The 17,517-nt window shown below is 69.3% G+C and carries 16 protein-coding genes, 1 tRNA gene and 1 riboswitch; of the genes, 6 read left to right on the top strand and 11 right to left on the bottom strand.

The window, feature by feature from the left end:
- Window positions 1-419 precede the first annotated feature (419 nt).
- The 3 genes from ASF25_RS21620 to ASF25_RS21610 form a co-directional block, all read right to left on the bottom strand.
- Window positions 420-506, bottom strand: a tRNA-Leu gene (locus tag ASF25_RS21620).
- Between the two features lie 52 nt (window positions 507-558).
- Window positions 559-1,746 carry an FAD-dependent oxidoreductase gene (locus ASF25_RS21615; protein ID WP_056306778.1) on the bottom strand — a complete coding sequence of 396 codons (1,188 nt, stop codon included), beginning with the start codon at window positions 1,744-1,746 and terminating at the stop codon, window positions 559-561.
- 5 nt (window positions 1,747-1,751) lie between these two features.
- Complete coding sequence (locus ASF25_RS21610; protein WP_056174559.1) at window positions 1,752-2,006, bottom strand: zinc-finger domain-containing protein; 255 nt, start codon at window positions 2,004-2,006, stop codon at window positions 1,752-1,754.
- 240 nt (window positions 2,007-2,246) lie between these two features.
- On the opposite strand from ASF25_RS21610, the gene map reads away from it, so the two are divergent.
- The 6 genes from map (at window position 2,247) to ASF25_RS21580 (ending at window position 8,296) form a co-directional block, all read left to right on the top strand.
- Window positions 2,247-3,077 carry a type I methionyl aminopeptidase gene (map, locus tag ASF25_RS21605; RefSeq protein ID WP_056268391.1) on the top strand — a complete coding sequence of 277 codons (831 nt, stop codon included), beginning with the start codon at window positions 2,247-2,249 and terminating at the stop codon, window positions 3,075-3,077.
- 39 nt (window positions 3,078-3,116) lie between these two features.
- Complete coding sequence (radC, locus tag ASF25_RS21600; RefSeq protein ID WP_056175030.1) at window positions 3,117-3,824, top strand: DNA repair protein RadC; 708 nt, start codon at window positions 3,117-3,119, stop codon at window positions 3,822-3,824.
- Window positions 3,825-4,005: 181 nt separating this feature from the next.
- Entirely contained in the window at window positions 4,006-5,460 is a 1,455-nt protein-coding gene (locus ASF25_RS21595) for a circularly permuted type 2 ATP-grasp protein (RefSeq protein ID WP_056174555.1), read from the top strand.
- Between the two features lie 127 nt (window positions 5,461-5,587).
- On the top strand, window positions 5,588-6,532 hold the full coding sequence (locus ASF25_RS21590; RefSeq protein WP_056174553.1) for an alpha-E domain-containing protein: 945 nt from the start codon (window positions 5,588-5,590) through the stop codon (window positions 6,530-6,532).
- A 143-nt stretch (window positions 6,533-6,675) separates the two neighbouring features.
- Complete coding sequence (locus ASF25_RS21585; RefSeq protein WP_056268596.1) at window positions 6,676-7,503, top strand: transglutaminase family protein; 828 nt, start codon at window positions 6,676-6,678, stop codon at window positions 7,501-7,503.
- Window positions 7,504-7,540: 37 nt separating this feature from the next.
- Window positions 7,541-8,296 carry a hypothetical protein gene (locus tag ASF25_RS21580; protein WP_056174552.1) on the top strand — a complete coding sequence of 252 codons (756 nt, stop codon included), beginning with the start codon at window positions 7,541-7,543 and terminating at the stop codon, window positions 8,294-8,296.
- A gap of 67 nt (window positions 8,297-8,363) precedes the next feature.
- Here the strand turns inward: ASF25_RS21580 and ASF25_RS21575 are convergent, their stop codons facing one another.
- The 8 genes from ASF25_RS21575 to ASF25_RS21540 form a co-directional block, all read right to left on the bottom strand.
- Complete coding sequence (locus tag ASF25_RS21575) at window positions 8,364-8,996, bottom strand: thiamine phosphate synthase (protein ID WP_056306747.1); 633 nt, start codon at window positions 8,994-8,996, stop codon at window positions 8,364-8,366.
- Window positions 8,993-9,772 carry a thiazole synthase gene (locus ASF25_RS21570; RefSeq protein WP_056306745.1) on the bottom strand — a complete coding sequence of 260 codons (780 nt, stop codon included), beginning with the start codon at window positions 9,770-9,772 and terminating at the stop codon, window positions 8,993-8,995. The genes ASF25_RS21575 and ASF25_RS21570 overlap by 4 nt, the downstream gene beginning before the upstream one ends.
- A gap of 4 nt (window positions 9,773-9,776) precedes the next feature.
- On the bottom strand, window positions 9,777-9,989 hold the full coding sequence (gene thiS, locus ASF25_RS21565) for a sulfur carrier protein ThiS (protein WP_056174546.1): 213 nt from the start codon (window positions 9,987-9,989) through the stop codon (window positions 9,777-9,779).
- On the bottom strand, window positions 9,986-11,194 hold the full coding sequence (gene thiO / locus ASF25_RS21560; protein ID WP_056306743.1) for a glycine oxidase ThiO: 1,209 nt from the start codon (window positions 11,192-11,194) through the stop codon (window positions 9,986-9,988). Before thiO ends, thiS begins: the two co-directional genes overlap by 4 nt.
- A gap of 76 nt (window positions 11,195-11,270) precedes the next feature.
- Window positions 11,271-11,400: riboswitch (TPP riboswitch) on the bottom strand.
- Between the two features lie 47 nt (window positions 11,401-11,447).
- Window positions 11,448-12,698 carry an adenylate/guanylate cyclase domain-containing protein gene (locus ASF25_RS21555; protein WP_056306741.1) on the bottom strand — a complete coding sequence of 417 codons (1,251 nt, stop codon included), beginning with the start codon at window positions 12,696-12,698 and terminating at the stop codon, window positions 11,448-11,450.
- 133 nt (window positions 12,699-12,831) lie between these two features.
- Complete coding sequence (rpoD, locus tag ASF25_RS21550) at window positions 12,832-14,832, bottom strand: RNA polymerase sigma factor RpoD (RefSeq protein WP_056174540.1); 2,001 nt, start codon at window positions 14,830-14,832, stop codon at window positions 12,832-12,834.
- A gap of 198 nt (window positions 14,833-15,030) precedes the next feature.
- Window positions 15,031-16,956 (bottom strand): DNA primase, encoded by a 1,926-nt coding sequence (gene dnaG, locus ASF25_RS21545; protein WP_056306739.1) that lies wholly within the window; start codon window positions 16,954-16,956, stop codon window positions 15,031-15,033.
- A gap of 80 nt (window positions 16,957-17,036) precedes the next feature.
- A complete protein-coding gene (locus ASF25_RS21540) occupies window positions 17,037-17,498 on the bottom strand; it encodes a GatB/YqeY domain-containing protein (RefSeq protein ID WP_056306736.1) in 462 nt (153 codons plus the stop codon).
- Window positions 17,499-17,517: the final 19 nt, after the last annotated feature.

Genomic DNA, 17,517 nt, shown 5'->3' with positions numbered 1-17,517 from the left:
CCGACCGAACCGAGCGGATCAGTGCCGTCCGCTCGCCCTGCCATCGTCACACGACCGACGATGCACTAACTTCAAACCTGGGCCACTGAATGGGGGCAGGCCACCCGGATCTTTTGTGCTTACCGTTAATCTGCCGTGACCAAAAGAGTCGGATCGGTTCCCTTCAAGTAGGTCATGATTCAGTAAGGGGGGGGGACCATACGGGGCTAGACGGCTTGAGGAACGTTCGCTTTCAAAAAGGTCGGTCGCCGGATGTAGAGTTTGAAAAGTTCGCATCAAATGCGTTAATATGCGACGAAATTACGCATCGAGAACGTTGATGGATTTGATCGCTACGCTGCCGAACCGTTCCATCCATTGTCGCTAATCGATGTCGTTAAAGTCGCTAACAGGAATGTTAAGTCTCTGAATTCATTGGGTGGTGCGGACGGCGGGACTCGAACCCGCACAGCCTTGCGGCCGCAAGATTTTAAGTCTCGTGCGTCTACCGGTTTCGCCACGTCCGCATACCGGTTCCTGCGGTAGCGGGGCGGGCGTCCGAGATCAAGACATTCGCCCTCAGGGCGTCCAGCCGTAGAGCCAGCGGTAGCGGCGGGTCATGCCGGCGGGACCGAGGCGGCGCATCACCATGTTGCGCACGCGGCCGACGAGGGAACCGGCATGGTAGCTGCGGCCGTTGGCGCGGGCCGCCGCGCGGACCTTGCGCACCCGGGCCCGGCGCGCCTTGGCGTAGGCGGCGAGCGCCTCCGGCACCGGAGCCGTGCCGAGGCAGGCCGCCAGGATCGCCGCATCCTCGATGGCAAGCGCCGCACCCTGCGCCAGGAACGGCAGGATCGGATGGCCGGCATCGCCCAGGAGCGCGACGCGTCCGCGCGCCAGAGGCTTGGCCGGCGGACGGTCGACGAGGGACCACACCAGCCACGAATCCGGCACGCTGAGGAGCGCGGCCAGCGCAGGCGCCGCATCGGGGAAGCGGGCGCGCAGGACCGCCGGCTCGCCGAGCTGGCCCCAATCGTCGGTCCCGGCGCGCTCTGGCACCACGGCGACGACGTTGAGGTGGCTGCCGCCGCGGATCGGATAGTGCACCACGTGGCGGTCGCGGCCGAGCCACAGCCCGGTGGCGTCGGCGGCGAGTTCGGGCGGCACCGCCTCGCGCGGCACCAGGGCCCGCCAGGCGGCGGCGCGCCACGGGCGCAGGGGAACCGCGTCGAGGTGGCCGCGCAGGCGCGAGCGCACCCCGTCTGCGCCCACCGCGAGGTCGGCCACGTAGGTCTCGGAGCGGGCGCCCTGGTGGCTTTCCAGGGTGAGGCTGACGCCGTCCCGGGTTTCCACGAGGCCGGTGACGTCGCGGCCCATGAGCAGGCGGATACCGGCACGACCCCGCACGGCATCGAGGAGCAGGGTCTGCAGATCGGCCCGATGGATCACGTAGTAGGGCGCGCCGAAATTTTCACGATGCGCGGGGCCGAGGGGAATCGCGCCGAGCTGGCGCCCGTCCGCGAGCGCCCGCACCACCACGCCCGGCGGCTCGCTTGCGGCCCGGCGCAGGGCCGCTCCGAGGCCGAGGCCGATGAGCACGCGGCTGGCGTTGGGCGAGAGCTGGAGGCCGGCGCCGACCTCGCTGAATCCGGTGCGGCGCTCCACGAGGGTGACCTCGTGGCCGGCCGCGTCCAGGGCGAGGGCCGCCGTGAGGCCGCCGATCCCGGCGCCGACGATGGCGATCCGACTCGGACCGACGGAGGACACGGCGCTCAGGCGGCGGCCGGGGTCCGGTCGTCCCACACGCAGGCCGCCGGGTCGGCGGTACCGGCCTTCAGGCCCGGACGGTGGCGATAGAGCGTCGAGCAGTACTGGCAGATGATCTCGTCGTCCGTGCCCATGTCGAGGAACACGTGCGGATGGTCGAAGGGCGGGCGCGCGCCGATGCACATGAACTCCCGCGACCCGACATGGATCACCGCGACCCCGAGGTCGTTGTGGAAGTGCGGCACCGCCTTGTCAGCCATCGTCCCGTCCTGCCTGCCGGCCCGTCGAAACCCGTCCGGGCGCCCGTTCGTGGAGACACGGTGTCTAGCCCCTCCCCGGCCCGGCGCCTAGCCCGGCCCGAATGCCGGTCTTCCTTCGGGGCGGGGTTGGCCTCGCGCGAGGGTTGGCTTCGCGCAAGGGTTGGCCTCGCGCAAGGGTTGGCCTCGCGAGCGCGGGGTCGTACAGAGGATCTTTCCCGGCCAGCCACGAAACGCCCGCCCATGACGCAGAACGATCAGGCCGTCTCCGAGACCGGACGACGTTCGCCAGAGCCGCCCATCCACGGGCCGGAGGGGTTCGCGGGCATGCGCAAGGCCGGGCGCCTGACGGCGGAAGCCCTCGACGTGCTGATGGAGGCCGTGGCGCCGGGCGTGACCACGGAGGCCCTCGACGACCTCGCCTACACCTTCGCCATGGACCACGGCGCCTACCCGGCCTCCCTGCTGTACCGCGGCTACCCGAAATCGATCTGCACCTCGATCAACCACGTGGTCTGCCACGGCATCCCCAACGACAAGCCCCTGCGCGAGGGCGACATCGTCAACCTCGACATCTGCCTCATCGTCGACGGCTGGCACGGCGATTCGAGCCGCATGGCCTATGTCGGCGAGGTGTCGCGCAAGGCCCAGCGCCTGTGCGAGATCACCCACGAATGCCTCATGCGCGGCATCGCGGCGATCAAGCCCGGCGGTTCGACCACGGATATCGGCCGGGCGATCCAGAGCTATGCCGAGGCCGAGCGCTGCTCCGTGGTGCGCGACTTCTGCGGCCACGGGCTGGGGCGCACCTACCACGACGCGCCCACCATCCTGCACTACGCCGAGCCGAGCTACGACGTGACGTTCAAGCCCGGCCAGTTCTTCACCGTGGAGCCGATGATCAACCTCGGCCGCCCCGCCGTGAAGGTGCTGTCCGACGGGTGGACGGCGGTGACGCGGGACCGCTCGCTCTCGGCCCAGTTCGAGCACACGGTGGCGGTGACGGAGACGGGGGCCGAGATCTTCACTTTCTCGCCGAAGGGCCTGCACCAGCCGGTCAATCCGGCGGCCTGAGCCGGTCCCGTGAGCGCCCGCCGACCGTCCGACCCTCCCCTGCCGGCCGGCGAGGCGACCGGGACCGAGGCGGCCGAGCCGCATTACCTCGGGCACCGCGACCGCCTGCGCGCCCGCTTCGCCCAAGGGGGCGCCGACGCGCTGCCGGATTACGAGCTCCTCGAACTTGCCTTGTTTCGCGCCATTCCCCGGCGCGACGTGAAGCCCCTGGCGAAGGCGCTGATCCGCCGGTTCGGCAGCTTCGCCGAGGTGATTTCCGCCGAACCGGCCCGGCTTGCCGAAATCGAAGGCATCGGCGCCGGGGTCATCGCCGACCTGAAGCTCATCGAAGCGGCGGGCCATCGGCTGGCGCGGGGCGCCATCGCGGCCCGGCCGCTGCTGTCGTCGTGGAGCGCCGTGCTCGAATATTGCCGGGCCACCATGGCGTTCGCGGCGCGCGAGCAGTTCCGTGTGCTGTTCCTCGACCGGCGCAACCACCTCCTCGCCGACGAGGTCCAGGGGCGCGGCACCGTCGACCACACGCCGGTCTATCCCCGCGAGGTGGCGCGGCGCGCCCTGGAACTCTCCGCCACCGCCATCATCCTCGCTCACAACCATCCCTCCGGCGACCCGACCCCGTCGGCGGCAGACATCCGCATGACCCGCGAGATCGTCGGCGTGCTCGATCCCCTCGGGATCGTGGTTCACGACCACGTGATCCTCGGGCGCGAGGGCCACGCGAGCTTCAAGGGCCTGAAGCTGATCTGATTATTACCCCCCGCGAAACATCCGGCCCTCGACGCCTTCACGTTTCGTGAGAGACACCGTGCCGCCTCGCGTTCCGCGTGTTAGCGTACCCTCGAAGGGGTCCGTCGAGACCTCGAACGGCCGGTCGGTCCGCCCCTGGCGCGCCTCTTGCCTGGAACTTGGCGTTTAAGGGGAGGCGCACATGGCGCTCGCTGCGTTCGACGAGATGACCGGGTTCCCGGACGGGATCCTGAAGGAAGGGACGCTCAACGATGCGGCCGTGCGCGAGGCGTACAACAGCCTGAAATCGTGGCTCGACACCACGCCGCCGGAGCATTTCAACACCCGTCGCAGCCAGGCTGAGATGCTGTTCCGCCGCATCGGCATCACCTTCGCGGTCTACGGCGCCAACGAATCCACCGAGCGGCTGATCCCGTTCGACATCATCCCCCGGGTCATCACCAAGCCGGAGTGGAGCTTCCTCGAACGCGGCCTCAAGCAGCGCGTCACCGCCATCAACGCGTTCCTGAAGGACATCTACGGCGCCCAGGAATGCATCAAGGCCGGCATCATCCCGGCCGATCTCGTCTACCGCAACCCGCACTACCGGATGGAGATGCGCGCCTTCAAGGTGCCGCACGACCTCTACGTCCACATCGCCGGCATCGACATCGTCCGCACCGGCGAGAACGACTTCTTCGTGCTGGAGGACAACGCCCGCACGCCGTCCGGCGTCTCCTACATGCTGGAGAACCGCGAGGTGATGCTGCGGCTGTTCCCGGAGCTGTTCTCACGCCACCGCGTGGCCCCCGTGGAGAACTATCCAGACGCCCTGCTGGCGACCCTGCGGTCCCTGGCGCCGTCCACCGCGACGCGGGACCCCACCGTCGCCCTGCTGACGCCCGGCCGCTACAATTCGGCGTTCTACGAACACTCGTTCCTCGCCGACAAGCTCGGCGTCGATCTGGTGGAGGCCTCCGACCTCTTCACCAAGGACGACGTGGTCTACATGCGCACCACCGAGGGGCCGCGCCGGGTCGACGTGCTCTACCGCCGCCTCGACGACGACTTCCTCGACCCCCTGGTGTTCCGCCCCGACTCGGTGCTCGGCGTGCCCGGCCTCATGAACGCCTACGAGCGCGGGACCGTGACGCTGGCCAACGCCGTCGGCACCGGCATCGCCGACGACAAGGCGGTCTACAGCTACATGCCCGAGATCGTGCGGTTCTTCACCGGTGAGGAGCCGATCCTGCATAACGTGCCGACCTATCGCTGCCGCGAGAAGGAGGCGTTCGCCTACGTCATGGACAACCTCAAGGACCTCGTGGTGAAGGAGGTCAACGGCTCGGGCGGCTACGGCATGCTCGTCGGCCCGCACGCGACGAAGCGCGAGATCGAGGAGTTCGGGCGCAAGCTGAAGCACGCACCCGACGGCTTCATCGCCCAGCCGACCCTCGCCCTCTCCACCTGCCCGACCTTCGTCGCCTCCGGTGTCGCGCCGCGCCACGTCGACCTGCGCCCGTTCGTGCTGTGCGGCTCCGACGAGATCCGCATCGTGCCCGGCGGCCTCACCCGCGTCGCCCTGAAGGAAGGGTCCCTCGTGGTCAATTCGAGCCAGGGCGGCGGCACCAAGGACACCTGGGTCCTCGACGCCTGACAATCCCCTCCCGTCCGAATGCGGCGCGGGTCCTGCGCGCTTCCCAACCCGTCATCGCCTCCGCATAGTCCCCTCAGCCCAACGGTTCCCGCGCGCGTCGCGGGTGGCCGCGCCTCAACGGAAGCCCATGCTCTCCCGGACCGCAGACAACCTGTACTGGCTCTCGCGCTACGTCGAGCGGGCCGAGTTCGTCGCCCGCATCCTCGACGCGGCGCATCGGCTCGCGGCCCTGCCGTCGAGCTACGGCGGCGGCGAGACCAACGAATGGGCCTCGGCCCTGGCGTCGGCCGGCGATCCGGAAGTGTTCAAGCCGCTCTACGACGGCGTCACCGAGGCCACGGTCTGCGACTTCCTCGCCTTCAGTCCGCACAACCCGTCCTCGATCCGCTCCTGCATCGAGACGGCGCGCGAGAACGCCCGCAGCGTCCGCACGGCCCTGACCACCGAGATGTGGGACGCCATCAACGGCGCCTGGCTGGAGCTGCGCAACTACGAGGGGCGCGACCTCAACCGCGACGAGTTCTCCCGCTTCCTCGAATGGGTGAAGGGCGTGTCCCTGGCCTTCGACGGTTCGGCCTACCGCACCATGCTGCGCAACGACGCCTACTGGTTCACCCGCCTCGGCACCGCCATCGAGCGGGCCGACAACACCGCCCGCATCCTCGACGTGAAGTACCGGATCCTCCTGCCCGCCACCGAGCGCGTCGGCGGCAGCCTCGACTACTTCCAGTGGACCACGATCCTGCGCGAGGTCTCGGCCTTCAACGCCTATCACTGGGTCTACCGCGAGAGCGTGAAGCCCCTGTTGGTGGCCGATCTCCTCATCCTCAACCGCCAGATGCCGCGCTCGCTGCACAACTGCTACGGCATGCTCGTGGAACACCTCGACCTCATCGCCGACGCCTACGGACGGCGTGGGGCCAGCCAGCGCTTCGCCAGCAACACCCTGGCGCGCCTGGAGGGCGAGAACATCGACCGGATCTTCACCTCGGGCCTGCACGAGTTCGTCACGGCGTTCATCGCCGAGAACAACCGCCTCGGCGCGGCGGTAATCGAGCAATATCTCGTCTGAGCGGGTGTCACGTGGCGCCGCCGACGTGACACCCGCCTCGAAATCCGTCGACTTATCCCGGTTCGCCTCGAACCGTGTGACACGTCGGGGAATGATGCTTAGGGGTGGCGGGCTCTGCCCGGACCCGCGCAAAGGCCGCCCTCATGCGAATCCGCGTCTTTCATGAGACCAACTACACCTACGAGCATCCCGCCCGGAACCTGATCCAGGTCCTGCGCCTGCGGCCGCGCGACCATGACGGCCAATATGTCCGGCGCTGGCGCATCGAGCCGTCCATCGACGGCCGGATCAGCGAGCGCGAGGACGGCTTCGGCAACGTGGTGCACTGGTTCACCGCCGACGAGCCGGCCGAATCCCTCACCATCCGGGTCACCGGCGAGGTCGACACCAACGAGATGCACGGCGTGGTGCGCGGCACCGTCGAGCGCCTGCCCGACGAGTTCTACCTGCGCGATTCCGATCTCGCCTTGGCGAGCGAGCCGATCCAGGCCTTCGCCCGCGCGGTCCGGGAGGCGGGCGACGCCTCGCCCCTGCCCTGCCTCCACCGCCTGCTCGCCGCCGTGCACGACAAGGTGGTGTTCGAGCCCGGCCCGACCAGCGCCAGCACCACGGCGGCGCAGTCGTTCGAGCAGGCGAAGGGCGTCTGCCAGGATCTGACGCACATCTTCATCGCCGCGGCACGCCACCTCGAGATCCCGACCCGCTACGTCTCGGGCTACTTCCACCGGGACGACGGCATGGTCGACCAGGAGGCGGGTCATTCCTGGGTCGAATCCCTGGTGCCGAACCTCGGCTGGGTCGGCTTCGACCCCGCCCACGGCATCGCCACCACGGAGGCGCATATCCGCGTCGCCGTGGGGCTCGACTACCTCGGCGCGGCTCCGATCCGCGGCAGCCGCATGGGTGGCGGTACGGAAACCCTCGACGTGAAGCTCCGCGTCGAGCAAGCACAGGCGACGGTCCAGTCCTGACGATACGGGGCGTTCGGGCACGAAGAAAGCTGAAACGATGACCTACTGCGTCGGTGTCCTGGTCGAGGACGGCTTGGTGATGATCGCCGATACCCGCACCAACGCGGGCCTCGACGACATCTCCACCTACCGCAAGCTCCACCACTTCAACGTGCCGGGCGAGCGGGTGATGATGCTGGCGTCCGCCGGCAACCTCTCCATCACCCAGTCGGTCCTGAGCCTGCTCTCCGAGGGCGTCGAGGGCGATGCCGGCGAGGCCAAGATGAAGCTCGTCGAGGCACCGACCATGTTCCAGGCCGCCCAGCTCGTCGGCCGCGCCATCCGCCGGGTGCGCGAGATCGAGAAGGCCGGGTTCGAGGCGGCGAACCTGCGCTTCTCCGTTTCGCTGCTGTTCGGCGGCCAGATCGGCACCGACCCGATGAAGCTGTACCTCATCTACGCCGCCGGCAATTTCATCGAATGCAGCGGCGACGCGCCGTTTCTGCAGATCGGCGAGCACAAGTACGGCAAGCCGATCCTCGACCGGGCGGTGAAATACGAGACCGATCTTTACGACGCCCTCAAGGTCGGCCTCGTCTCGATGGATTCGACCATGCGGTCCAACCTCGGCGTCGGCCTGCCCATCGACATCGCCCTGGTCCGCCGCGACGCCCTCACCCTCGAGGTTAACCACCGCATCGAGGCGGGCGAAGGCTACTTCCACGATCTGCGCGAACGCTGGTCGGCGGCCCTGCGCGCCGCTCACCGGGCAATCCCGCGTCCGCCCTACGGCCCGGCCGCCGACCCGAAGTAGATTTTTTCGAGTTTCGCATCGCGTTCGGCCCTCCCCCACGAGGGGGTGGGAGACACTCCCCGACGCGTCAGGTCTTCCAGGCTCCGAGCAAAGCGCCCACGTCGCCCGCCGGGTCGCGACTGCGCATCAGGCCGCCCATGACGGCGATCCCGGCGGCCCCTGCCGCCCGGCAGGGCCTGACCCTCTCGCCCATGATACCCCCGAGGGCGATGACCGGCAGCCCGCACGCTTTCGCCGCCCGCATGGCCTCCGGCCCCAGGGCCGGGCCGTAGCCGGGCTTGCTCGACGTCGCGAAGATCGGGCTCAGGGTGGCGTAGTCCGCGCCATGCCGCGCGGCCGCCTCGACCTCCCCGATCGAATGGGCCGAGACTCCGATCAAGCCGTCGGGCAACCGACCCCGCGCCGCCGCGAAATCGGCCGGTGTCGCCCCGCCGGGCAGGTGGACGCCGTCCGCCCCGAGACCCGCCGCGAGGGCCGCGCTTGCGCCGATGCTCAGGACACCGCCCCGGGCGCGCACCCGCTCCAGCAGCGCGCGCGCCAGGGTTTCGCGCGGGGCCGGCGCCAGGTCGCGCTCGCGAAACCAGACCCAGCGGGCGCCGCCCGCGAGAAGCGCGTCGATCCGGGCGACGAGGTCCTGCTCCCCACCGGGGACCAGGGTCCGGTCCGTCACCACGAGGAGCGGCGACGGCAGCGGCCTCATGAGCCGACGAGGCCGAGCTGCGGGCTCGACGGTTCGGCCCGGCCGCGCCGAGGAATGCGGCCGGCGCGGTGCGCGAGGCGGCCGGCCGCGACGGCGTGGCCCATGGCGCGGGCCATGCGCACGGGATCGTCGGCCTTCGCCACCGCCGTGTTGAGGAGGCAGCCGGCGGCCCCGAGCTCCATGGCGATGACGGCGTCCGACGCCGTGCCGATGCCGGCATCGACGATGACGGGTACGGGCGAGCGCCGACAGATCAGTTCGAGGTTGGCCGGGTTCGCCACCCCCATGCCGGAGCCGATGAGCGAGCCCATGGGCATCACGGCGACGCAGCCGATGTCGGCCAGGCGCTGGCACACCACCGGATCGTCGTTGCAATAGGGCAACACGGTGAAGCCGTCCTCCACGAGGTGGCGGCAGGCCTCCAGCAATTCAGCGACGTCCGGGTACAGGGTCTCGCGGTCGCCGATGACCTCGACCTTGATCCACGTCGTGTCGAGGGCCTCGCGGGCGAGTTCGGCGGTCATGATCGCGTCGCGCGCCGTCTCGCAGCCGGCGGTGTTGGGCAGGAAGCGGTAGCCCTTGAGCTTGCTGACCGTGTCCGAGCCGTGGCCCTGGAGCGAGACCCGGCGGATCGAGGCGGTCACCACCTCGGCGCCCGACGCCGCCACGGATTCGGCCATGATGGATTGGGTGGGATAGCCCGCCGTACCGATGAACAGGCGCGAGCCCAGGGTGATGCCGGCGATGACGAGGGGATCGTCGTGGGGTTCGGTCATGGTTTCAGCCTCCCTGCATGGCGCGGACGATCTCGACGCGGTCGCCCTCTTCGAGTTGCGTCGTTTCCCAGTCCCGGCGGCGGATAACCGCGCCGTTGAGGGCGATGGCGATGCCCTGTGGGCTCTCGATCCCGGTCTCCTCGGCCTCGATCCGGAACAGGGCGTCGAGGTCGCGCGCCGCGCTCTCGTGGGGCCGGCCGTTGAGGATGAGTTTCATGCGCGCGCCCTCGTCTCGGCCGGGGCGAAGCGGGCGCGGCCGAAGGCGCTGGCGTAGTCCGGCACGGCGCCGTCCGTCAGCAGGGCCGCGACGGCGTCGGCGGTGGCGGGCGCCAGGAGGTAGCCGTTGCGGTGGTGGCCCGTCGCCGCGACGAGGCCGGGGGCCAGGGTGTCGATGATCGGCGCGTCGTCGTCGGAGGTCGGGCGGTAGCCGCTCCACACGGCCTCGACGGCCATCTCCTCGATACCGGGCAGGACACGGCGCGCCCCTTCCAACAGGGCGTAGAGGCCGCCCGCCGTGACGCCGGGGGTGAAGCCGCAATCCTCCACCGTCGCCCCGACGATGAGGTGGCCGTCGCTCTTCGGGGCCATGTGGACCTGCTCGGTCCAGACCATGTGGGTGAGGGTTCCGGTGCGGGCGGTGGTGCGCAGCGCCAGCGACTGGCCCTTCAGAGGACGCACCGGCAGGGTCAGGGCATCGGGGAGCAGGCCGGTCTGCCCGCTCCAGGCGCCGGCGGCGAGGATCACGGTCTCGGCCGCGAGCCGGCCCTGGCCGGTCAGGAGCCCGGTGACCCGGTCGCCCGCCCAGTCCAGGGCTTCGACGGAGCAGTTCTCCACGATGGTGACGCCCGCGGCCGTGCAGGCCCGCACCAGGGCGGCCATGACCCGGCTCGGATCGACCTGATGATCGTGGGGACAGTAGAGGCCAGCGGTGACGGCCGGGCGCAGGGCCGGCTCGCGGGCCCTCACCTGCGGCCCGGACAGCCACGTGGCCTCGAGACCCGAGCGGACCTGCAGGTCGTGGCGAAAGCGCAGGCGCTCGACCTCGTCGCGGCCGATGGCGAGCACCAGGGTGCCCTCCTCCCGGTAGTCGATGTCGACGCCCGACGCCGCCTGCAGGGCATCGCGAAACCCCGGCCAGCGCGACAGGCTCTCCAGGGCCAAGGGCAGCAGCGGGTCGGAGCCGGGCTCGTGCTCGGCGGCCGGCGCCAGCATGCCGGTGGCAGCCAGGCTCGCCCCCGCGCCGACGGTCTCGCGCTCGACGACGGTGACGGCGCGTCCGCGTTCCGCGAGACGCCAGGCGATGGACAGGCCGATGAGGCCGCCCCCGACAATGGCGACATCGCAGCGGGCCGGCAGGGCGGATTGCGCCCGGGCGGCGGCGGGTGAGCGCCTGAGATCGATGGGTCGGCTGGGAACGAGCACCTGGACAACCTCCGCGACGGACGCAGGGGGTGTGGGGCCGGTGCGCTTCTGAGCGGAGCCCGCCGAACTCGGGCGGGCAAACACGGCGGTCCAATCCCTACGCCGGTATGAACCGGTTCAGGTTCGAAGGATTTCCGCGCCGCCGCCCGCACGCAGGCCGCTCATCGGTTTCTCAGCCCCTTGCCGGGGATCTCCCTGGAACACCACCGATGTGGGCCGGGACGGCCCTCCGGTCAACACCCCGCGCGCCTCGTCACACCGTCGCGGCCGGCCGTCCGGGGCGGAACACCCCCATGGGCTCGGCGAACCCGTCGAGGGCGTGGGTGCCGAGGGAGACCGGATCGCCCCAGAGGAAATCCACGAAGGGCTTGGACATCAGCAGGGGCTCGCCGAGCGTCTTGTTGAGGCGGGCGAGGCGGCTCGCGAGGTTGACGTCGCGGCCGATGACCGTGAAGTCGAGACGCGCGCCCGAGCCGACATTGCCGTAGGCGGCCTCGCCGTGATGGAGCGCGATGCCGGCCGCCACGGGCTGGGCGAAGCGCCCGAGGCCGTTGGCTTCGGCGAGGGCCGCGAGCGCGCTCTGGGCCGCCGTCAATGCCCCCTTGGCCGCCCCGCCGAGGTCGTCGCCCCGCTCGCGAAAGATCGCCAGCAGGCCGTCGCCGAGGTACTTCAGCACCTCGCCGCCCTCGCGCTCGATGGCCGGCACGAGGCAGTCGAAGAAGATGTTGAGGAGGTCCACCGCTTCTTCCGGGGTCATCTCGGCGGAGATGCGGGTGTAGTCGCGCATGTCGGCGAACAGGATCGCTGAGCGGATGCGCTGGACGTGGCCGCGCCGGATCGAGCCGGCCAGGATCGCCTTGTGCGGTTCGTCGCCGACATAGATCCGCAGCACGTGGTCGAGCTGCTTGTTGATGCTGCGCATCTCCATCACGGCGGCGAGCGTCGGGATGACGAAGCGCAGGATCGCCACGTCCTCATCGCGAAATCCATCCTCGCTGCGTGTGGCGAACGTGATGCCGTTGCGGGTGCCGTTGGTGAAGAACAGCGGCGCCACGATGTAGTGGCGGTAGCCCTCGGCCTTCAGGTCGGGAATCACCGCGTAGGCGTCGGACGGCGTCTCGGAAAGATCGAGGATCAGCCACTCCCCGGTCTCGTGGACCGTCTGGAACGGGCTCTCGCGGTAGGCCTTGTCGGAGGCGTCGCCGTGGGGGAACAGCCGCACCGTCGAGCCCGATTCGCGGGTCCAGAAACGGCCGACGCCGGAATATTCGGAATGCAGGGCGTCAATGGCCGTGGTCGCCCGGTCCACCGGCACCCCGAGGTCGATGAGCCGCTCGGCCAGCCCCGCCAGGAGGTCCTCGGCGTTGGGCATCCGGGCCCCCTCGCTCAGCAGCCAGTCGCGCAGGGCCACGCATTGCTGCAGGGCGCCGAACGGAACGTCGTTCGCTTCCGATCCGTCGGCTTCGGCGGTGGGCGGCGACTGGGGCGGACCTCGATCGAGCATGGGGGCCTAACTGGATCGCGGGGTCGATCTCGGCAACCGGGCCGTCGGCATCACACTCGGCCGGCGGCATCGGAGCGCCGCCGGTCCGTCCTGTCGTTTCGGGAGTCGGCAACGTCGCGGGACGGCCGATCTCTCAGTTGTCGAGGAAGCTGCGCAGTTTGCGCGACCGGCTCGGGTGCTTGAGCTTGCGCAGGGCCTTGGCCTCGATCTGGCGGATGCGCTCGCGGGTCACCGAGAATTGCTGGCCGACCTCCTCGAGGGTGTGATCGGTGTTCATGCCGATGCCGAAGCGCATGCGCAGCACGCGCTCCTCGCGCGGGGTCAGCGAGGCGAGGACGCGCGTCGTGGTCTCGCGCAGATTGCTCTGGATCGCCGCGTCGATGGGCAGGACGACGTTCTTGTCCTCGATGAAGTCGCCGAGATGCGAATCCTCCTCGTCGCCGATGGGGGTTTCGAGGGAGATCGGCTCCTTGGCGATCTTCAGGACCTTACGCACCTTCTCCAGGGGCATGGCCAATTTCTCGGCCAGTTCCTCGGGGGTCGGCTCGCGGCCGATCTCGTGGAGCATCTGGCGCGAGGTGCGGACGATCTTGTTGATCGTCTCGATCATGTGCACCGGGATGCGGATGGTGCGGGCCTGATCGGCGATGGAGCGGGTGATCGCCTGGCGAATCCACCAGGTGGCGTAGGTCGAAAACTTGTAGCCGCGACGGTACTCGAACTTGTCCACCGCCTTCATCAAACCGATGTTGCCCTCCTGGATCAGGTCCAGGAACTGCAGGCCGCGGTTGGTGTACTTCTTGGCGATGGAGATCACGAGGCGGAGGTTCGCTTCGATCATCTCCTTCTTGGCCTGACGGGCTTCGCGCTCGCCCTTCTGGACCATGTTGACGATCTTGCGGTACTCGCCGATCTCCAGGCCCGTCTCGGAGGCGAGCGTCAGGATCTGCTCGCGCAGGCGCACGACCTCCTTCTGGCCCTTCTCGACGAGGTTCTTCCAGCCGCGGCCGCCGAGGCTGCCGACGCGTTCCATCCAGTTCGGGTCGAGCTCCCAGCCCTGGTAGTGGCGCAGGAACTCGTCGCGGGCGACGCCGTGGGTCTCGGCGTAGCGCATCAGGCGGCCCTCATGCGAGATGAGGCGCTTGTTGATGTCGTAGAGCTGCTCGACCAGGGCCTCGATGCGGTTGGCGTTGAGCGAGAGGGACTTCACGTCGGTGACGACGATGTCCTTCAACTCGTCGCGCTTGGCGGCCTGCGCCTCCGTCAGGGTCCCGCCCGAGGCCTTCACCTCGGCGTGCTCGCTCTGCAGCTTGCGCAGCTTCTTGTAGTTGTTCGCGATGTTGTCGAACGTCTCGAGGACGCGCGGCTTGATCTCGGTCTCCATGGCCGCCAGGGAGACGTTGTTCTCCATGTCGTCCTCGTCGTCGCCCTCGGGCGCCGCCGGAGTTTCGGCCTCGGTCTCCTCGGCTTCCTCGCCGCCTTCCGCGATCTGCATCGCGTTCTTGGCGTCGGGACCCGCGTAGGTGGCTTCGAGGTCGATGATCTCGCGCAGGAGCACCCGTCCGTCGACGAGTTCGTCGCGCCAGATGATGATGGCCTGGAAGGTCAGTGGGCTCTCGCACAGTCCGGCGATCATCGCCTCGCGGCCCGCCTCGATGCGCTTGGCGATGGCGATTTCGCCCTCGCGCGACAGCAGCTCCACGGAGCCCATCTCGCGCAGGTACATCCGCACGGGATCGTCCGTACGGTCGGTGGGCTCCTTGGTCGTGGTCTCGCGCACGGCCGGCGCCTTGGTCGGCGCGATCTCGGCGACCTCGGTCCCCTCCGCGCCGTCCTCGTCCTCGCCGGCCTCGCCGTTGGCCTTGGTCTCGCCGGCGGTCTCCTCGGTCTCCTCCGCCTCGACGACGTTGATGCCCATCTCGGAGAGCTGGGACAGTACGTCCTCGATCTGGTCGGGATCGGACTGGCCGTCGGGCAGGACCTCGTTGATCTCCTCGTAGGTGATGTAGCCGCGCTTCTTGGCGAGCTTCACCATCCGCTTGACGGAGGCATCCGTCAGATCGAGAAGCGGCCCGTCCGTCTGTGCCTCGGGGGCAGCATCCGTCTCGTCCCGTTCCGTTGCCTTCGTCGCCATGGTCCGCCTATGGTTGTCGTGGCAATGTCGCGCGGGAGTGTGTGGCTCACTCCGCGTCTACGACGTTGCAATGCATATGGTGTGCGGAACGCCGAAAAGCGCCCGCGTCGATCTCAGATCCCGGTATGCAAGCGAGACGCTTGACCGATTGTTAACCATGCGCCGCCTTCGGCGCGAGAATTCCGTTCCTTCGAAGGCCTAGCCCGCTGCCGCATCGGCGTCGGACCCGTCCTCCCCCGCCTCCGCTCCGGCGACCACGGCCATACGTTGCTTCACGTCACACAGCCAAGCGAAGTTCGCCTCGGTGAAGTCCTCGGCCAGGGCGTGTTCCGCCAAGCGAAGTTCGCTATTTAGCGCGCCGGACTTGCGGTGCAAGATCACGGCCTGACGCAATGCGTCTTCGAGACGCACGGGATCGGCATGCGCGTCAAGGGTCCATCGGTCCCCGGGGCGCACATGAGTGGCCAGTCGTTCCGACGCCTCGACCAGTCCGGTGCGCCGCAGGCGGGCCTCCAGGACCTCGACGCCGGGCTGTCCGGCATCGGCGTGGCTGTCGAGGAGCAGCGAGCGCAGGGCCTGCGCGTCGGAATCGCCGAGTTCGAGTTCGGCGAGATCCTCCGCCTCGATGCCGAGGAGTTCCGGGTGGACGAGGAGGCTCGACACGATCATCGCCTCTCGGTCGCGAAACGCCACGGGGCCGGCGGCGTTGGTCTCGCCCGCATAGAGCGGGTTGAACTTGGTGGTGATGCGCGGCGACGGCGGCGGATCGCCCGGGCGCGGGGTCCGCTGGTAGGCCGGCCGGCCCCCGCCGCCGCCCTGTCGGGGCTCCCACGGGCCGCGTCGGCCCTGGTTCGACTGGGGTGAGAGCGCGCGCAGGCGGCCCTCGATCTCGTCGCGGTAGAACCCCCGCACGGTCTCGTCGCGGATGCCCGCCACCATCTCGCGCAGGATCTTGGCGAGGCCTGCCCGGCGCTCGGGCGTGTCGAGGGGCGCGCCCTCGGTCGCCCGCGACCACAGCACTTCCACCAGGGGGCGCGCGCCCTCCAGCACCCGGTCGATGGCGGCCTTTCCCTCGGAGCGCAGGAGGTCGTCGGGGTCCTGCCCCTCGGGCAGCATGGCGAAGCGCAGGGATTTGCCCGGCGTCAGGCCCGGCAGGGCGACGTCCAGCGCCCGAAAGGCGGCGCGCTGACCGGCGCCGTCGCCGTCGAAGCACAGGATCGGCTCGTCGCCGTGGCGCCACAGCAGCGCGACCTGCTCCTCCGTCAGCGCGGTGCCCAGGGGAGCCACGGCGTTCGGGTGGCCCGCCAGCGTCATGGCGATGACGTCGACGTAGCCCTCGACGGCGATGATGGTGCCGCGATCGTGGGCGGCCTTCCGCGCGCCGTGCAGGTTGTAGAGGAGCTGGCCCTTGTGGAAGAGCGGCGTCTCCGGCGAGTTCATGTACTTCGCCTTGGCGTCCTTCTGCATCGCCCGGCCGCCGAAGGCGATGACGCGTCCGCGCGAATCGGTGATGGGAAACATCACCCGGTCGCGAAACTTGTCGTACGGCACCTTGATGTCGTCGCCGGTCACGAGCAGGCCGAGCTCGGCCATCATTTCCTTGGACACCTCCTTGGCGGCCAGATGATCGCGAAGGGCGTAGCGGTCGTTCGGCGCGTAGCCGAGGCGGAACCGCGCGCGGGTGTCGAGTCCGAGCTGGCGCCGGTCGAGATAGGCCCGGGCCTCGATCCCGGCGCTCCCCGCGAGCTGCGCCTCGTAGAACGCGGCCGCCATCTCCATGATTTCGAGGGCGCCGGCGCGCTTCGTCTCCATTTCCCGGGTGTCGGCACTCGGGGTCGGCAGGCTGACGCCGGCCTCCGAGGCTAGGCGCTCGACGGCCTCGGGAAAGCTCAGCCCTTCCGTCTCCATCAGGAAGGTGAACACGTCGCCGTGTTTTCCGCTCGAGAAGCAGTGGTAGAACTGCTTCTGGTCGTTGACGTAGAACGACGGCGATTTCTCGGCGTTGAACGGCGACAGGCCGCGCCACTCGCGCCCCGCCTTCTTCAGCCGGACGCGGCGCCCGACCACGTCGGAGGCGGGCAGGCGCGCGCGGATCTCTTCGAGGATGTGGGGCGGATAGCGCATGGGACCTCTGCGGCCGCCCAGTCTAGCCGACGGGCCTTAAGGAGTCCCGAACGCCGAGCGTCGTGGCCTGCCGCCTCGCCTCACGCCTTGGCGTTCAGCACCTCTTTCACCAGCCCGCTCGCCTTGCCGAAATCCATCCGGCCGGCATAGGCCGCCTTCAGGGACGCGATGACCTTGCCCATGTCCTTGGGGCCGGCGGCGCCCGTCTCGGCGACGGCGGCCTCGATGGCGGCACGGGTCTCGGCCTCGTCCATCTGCTGGGGCAGGTACCCGGCAATGATCGCGGCCTCGGCGCGCTCGTTCTCGGCGAGTTCCTGGCGGCCACCCTGATCGTAGACGCCGGCCGATTCGTTGCGCTGCTTGATCATCTTCTGGAGGAGCGCGAGGATCTCCTCGTCGGTGGGCTGTTCCTTGCCCAGCCCTCGCGCCTCGATGTCCTTGTCCTTCAGGGCGGCCTGGATCATCCGCACCGTGGCGAGTTTCGCCTTGTCGCCGGCCTTCATGGCCTCTTTCATCTCGGTGGTGAGGCGGGCGCGCAGCATGGAAGTCTCCTGATCGGGC

Origin of the sequence: Methylobacterium sp. Leaf100 (assembly GCF_001422845.1) — a bacterium.
Taxonomy (GTDB): domain Bacteria; phylum Pseudomonadota; class Alphaproteobacteria; order Rhizobiales; family Beijerinckiaceae; genus Methylobacterium.
This window is presented reverse-complemented; position numbering and strand designations above follow the sequence as displayed.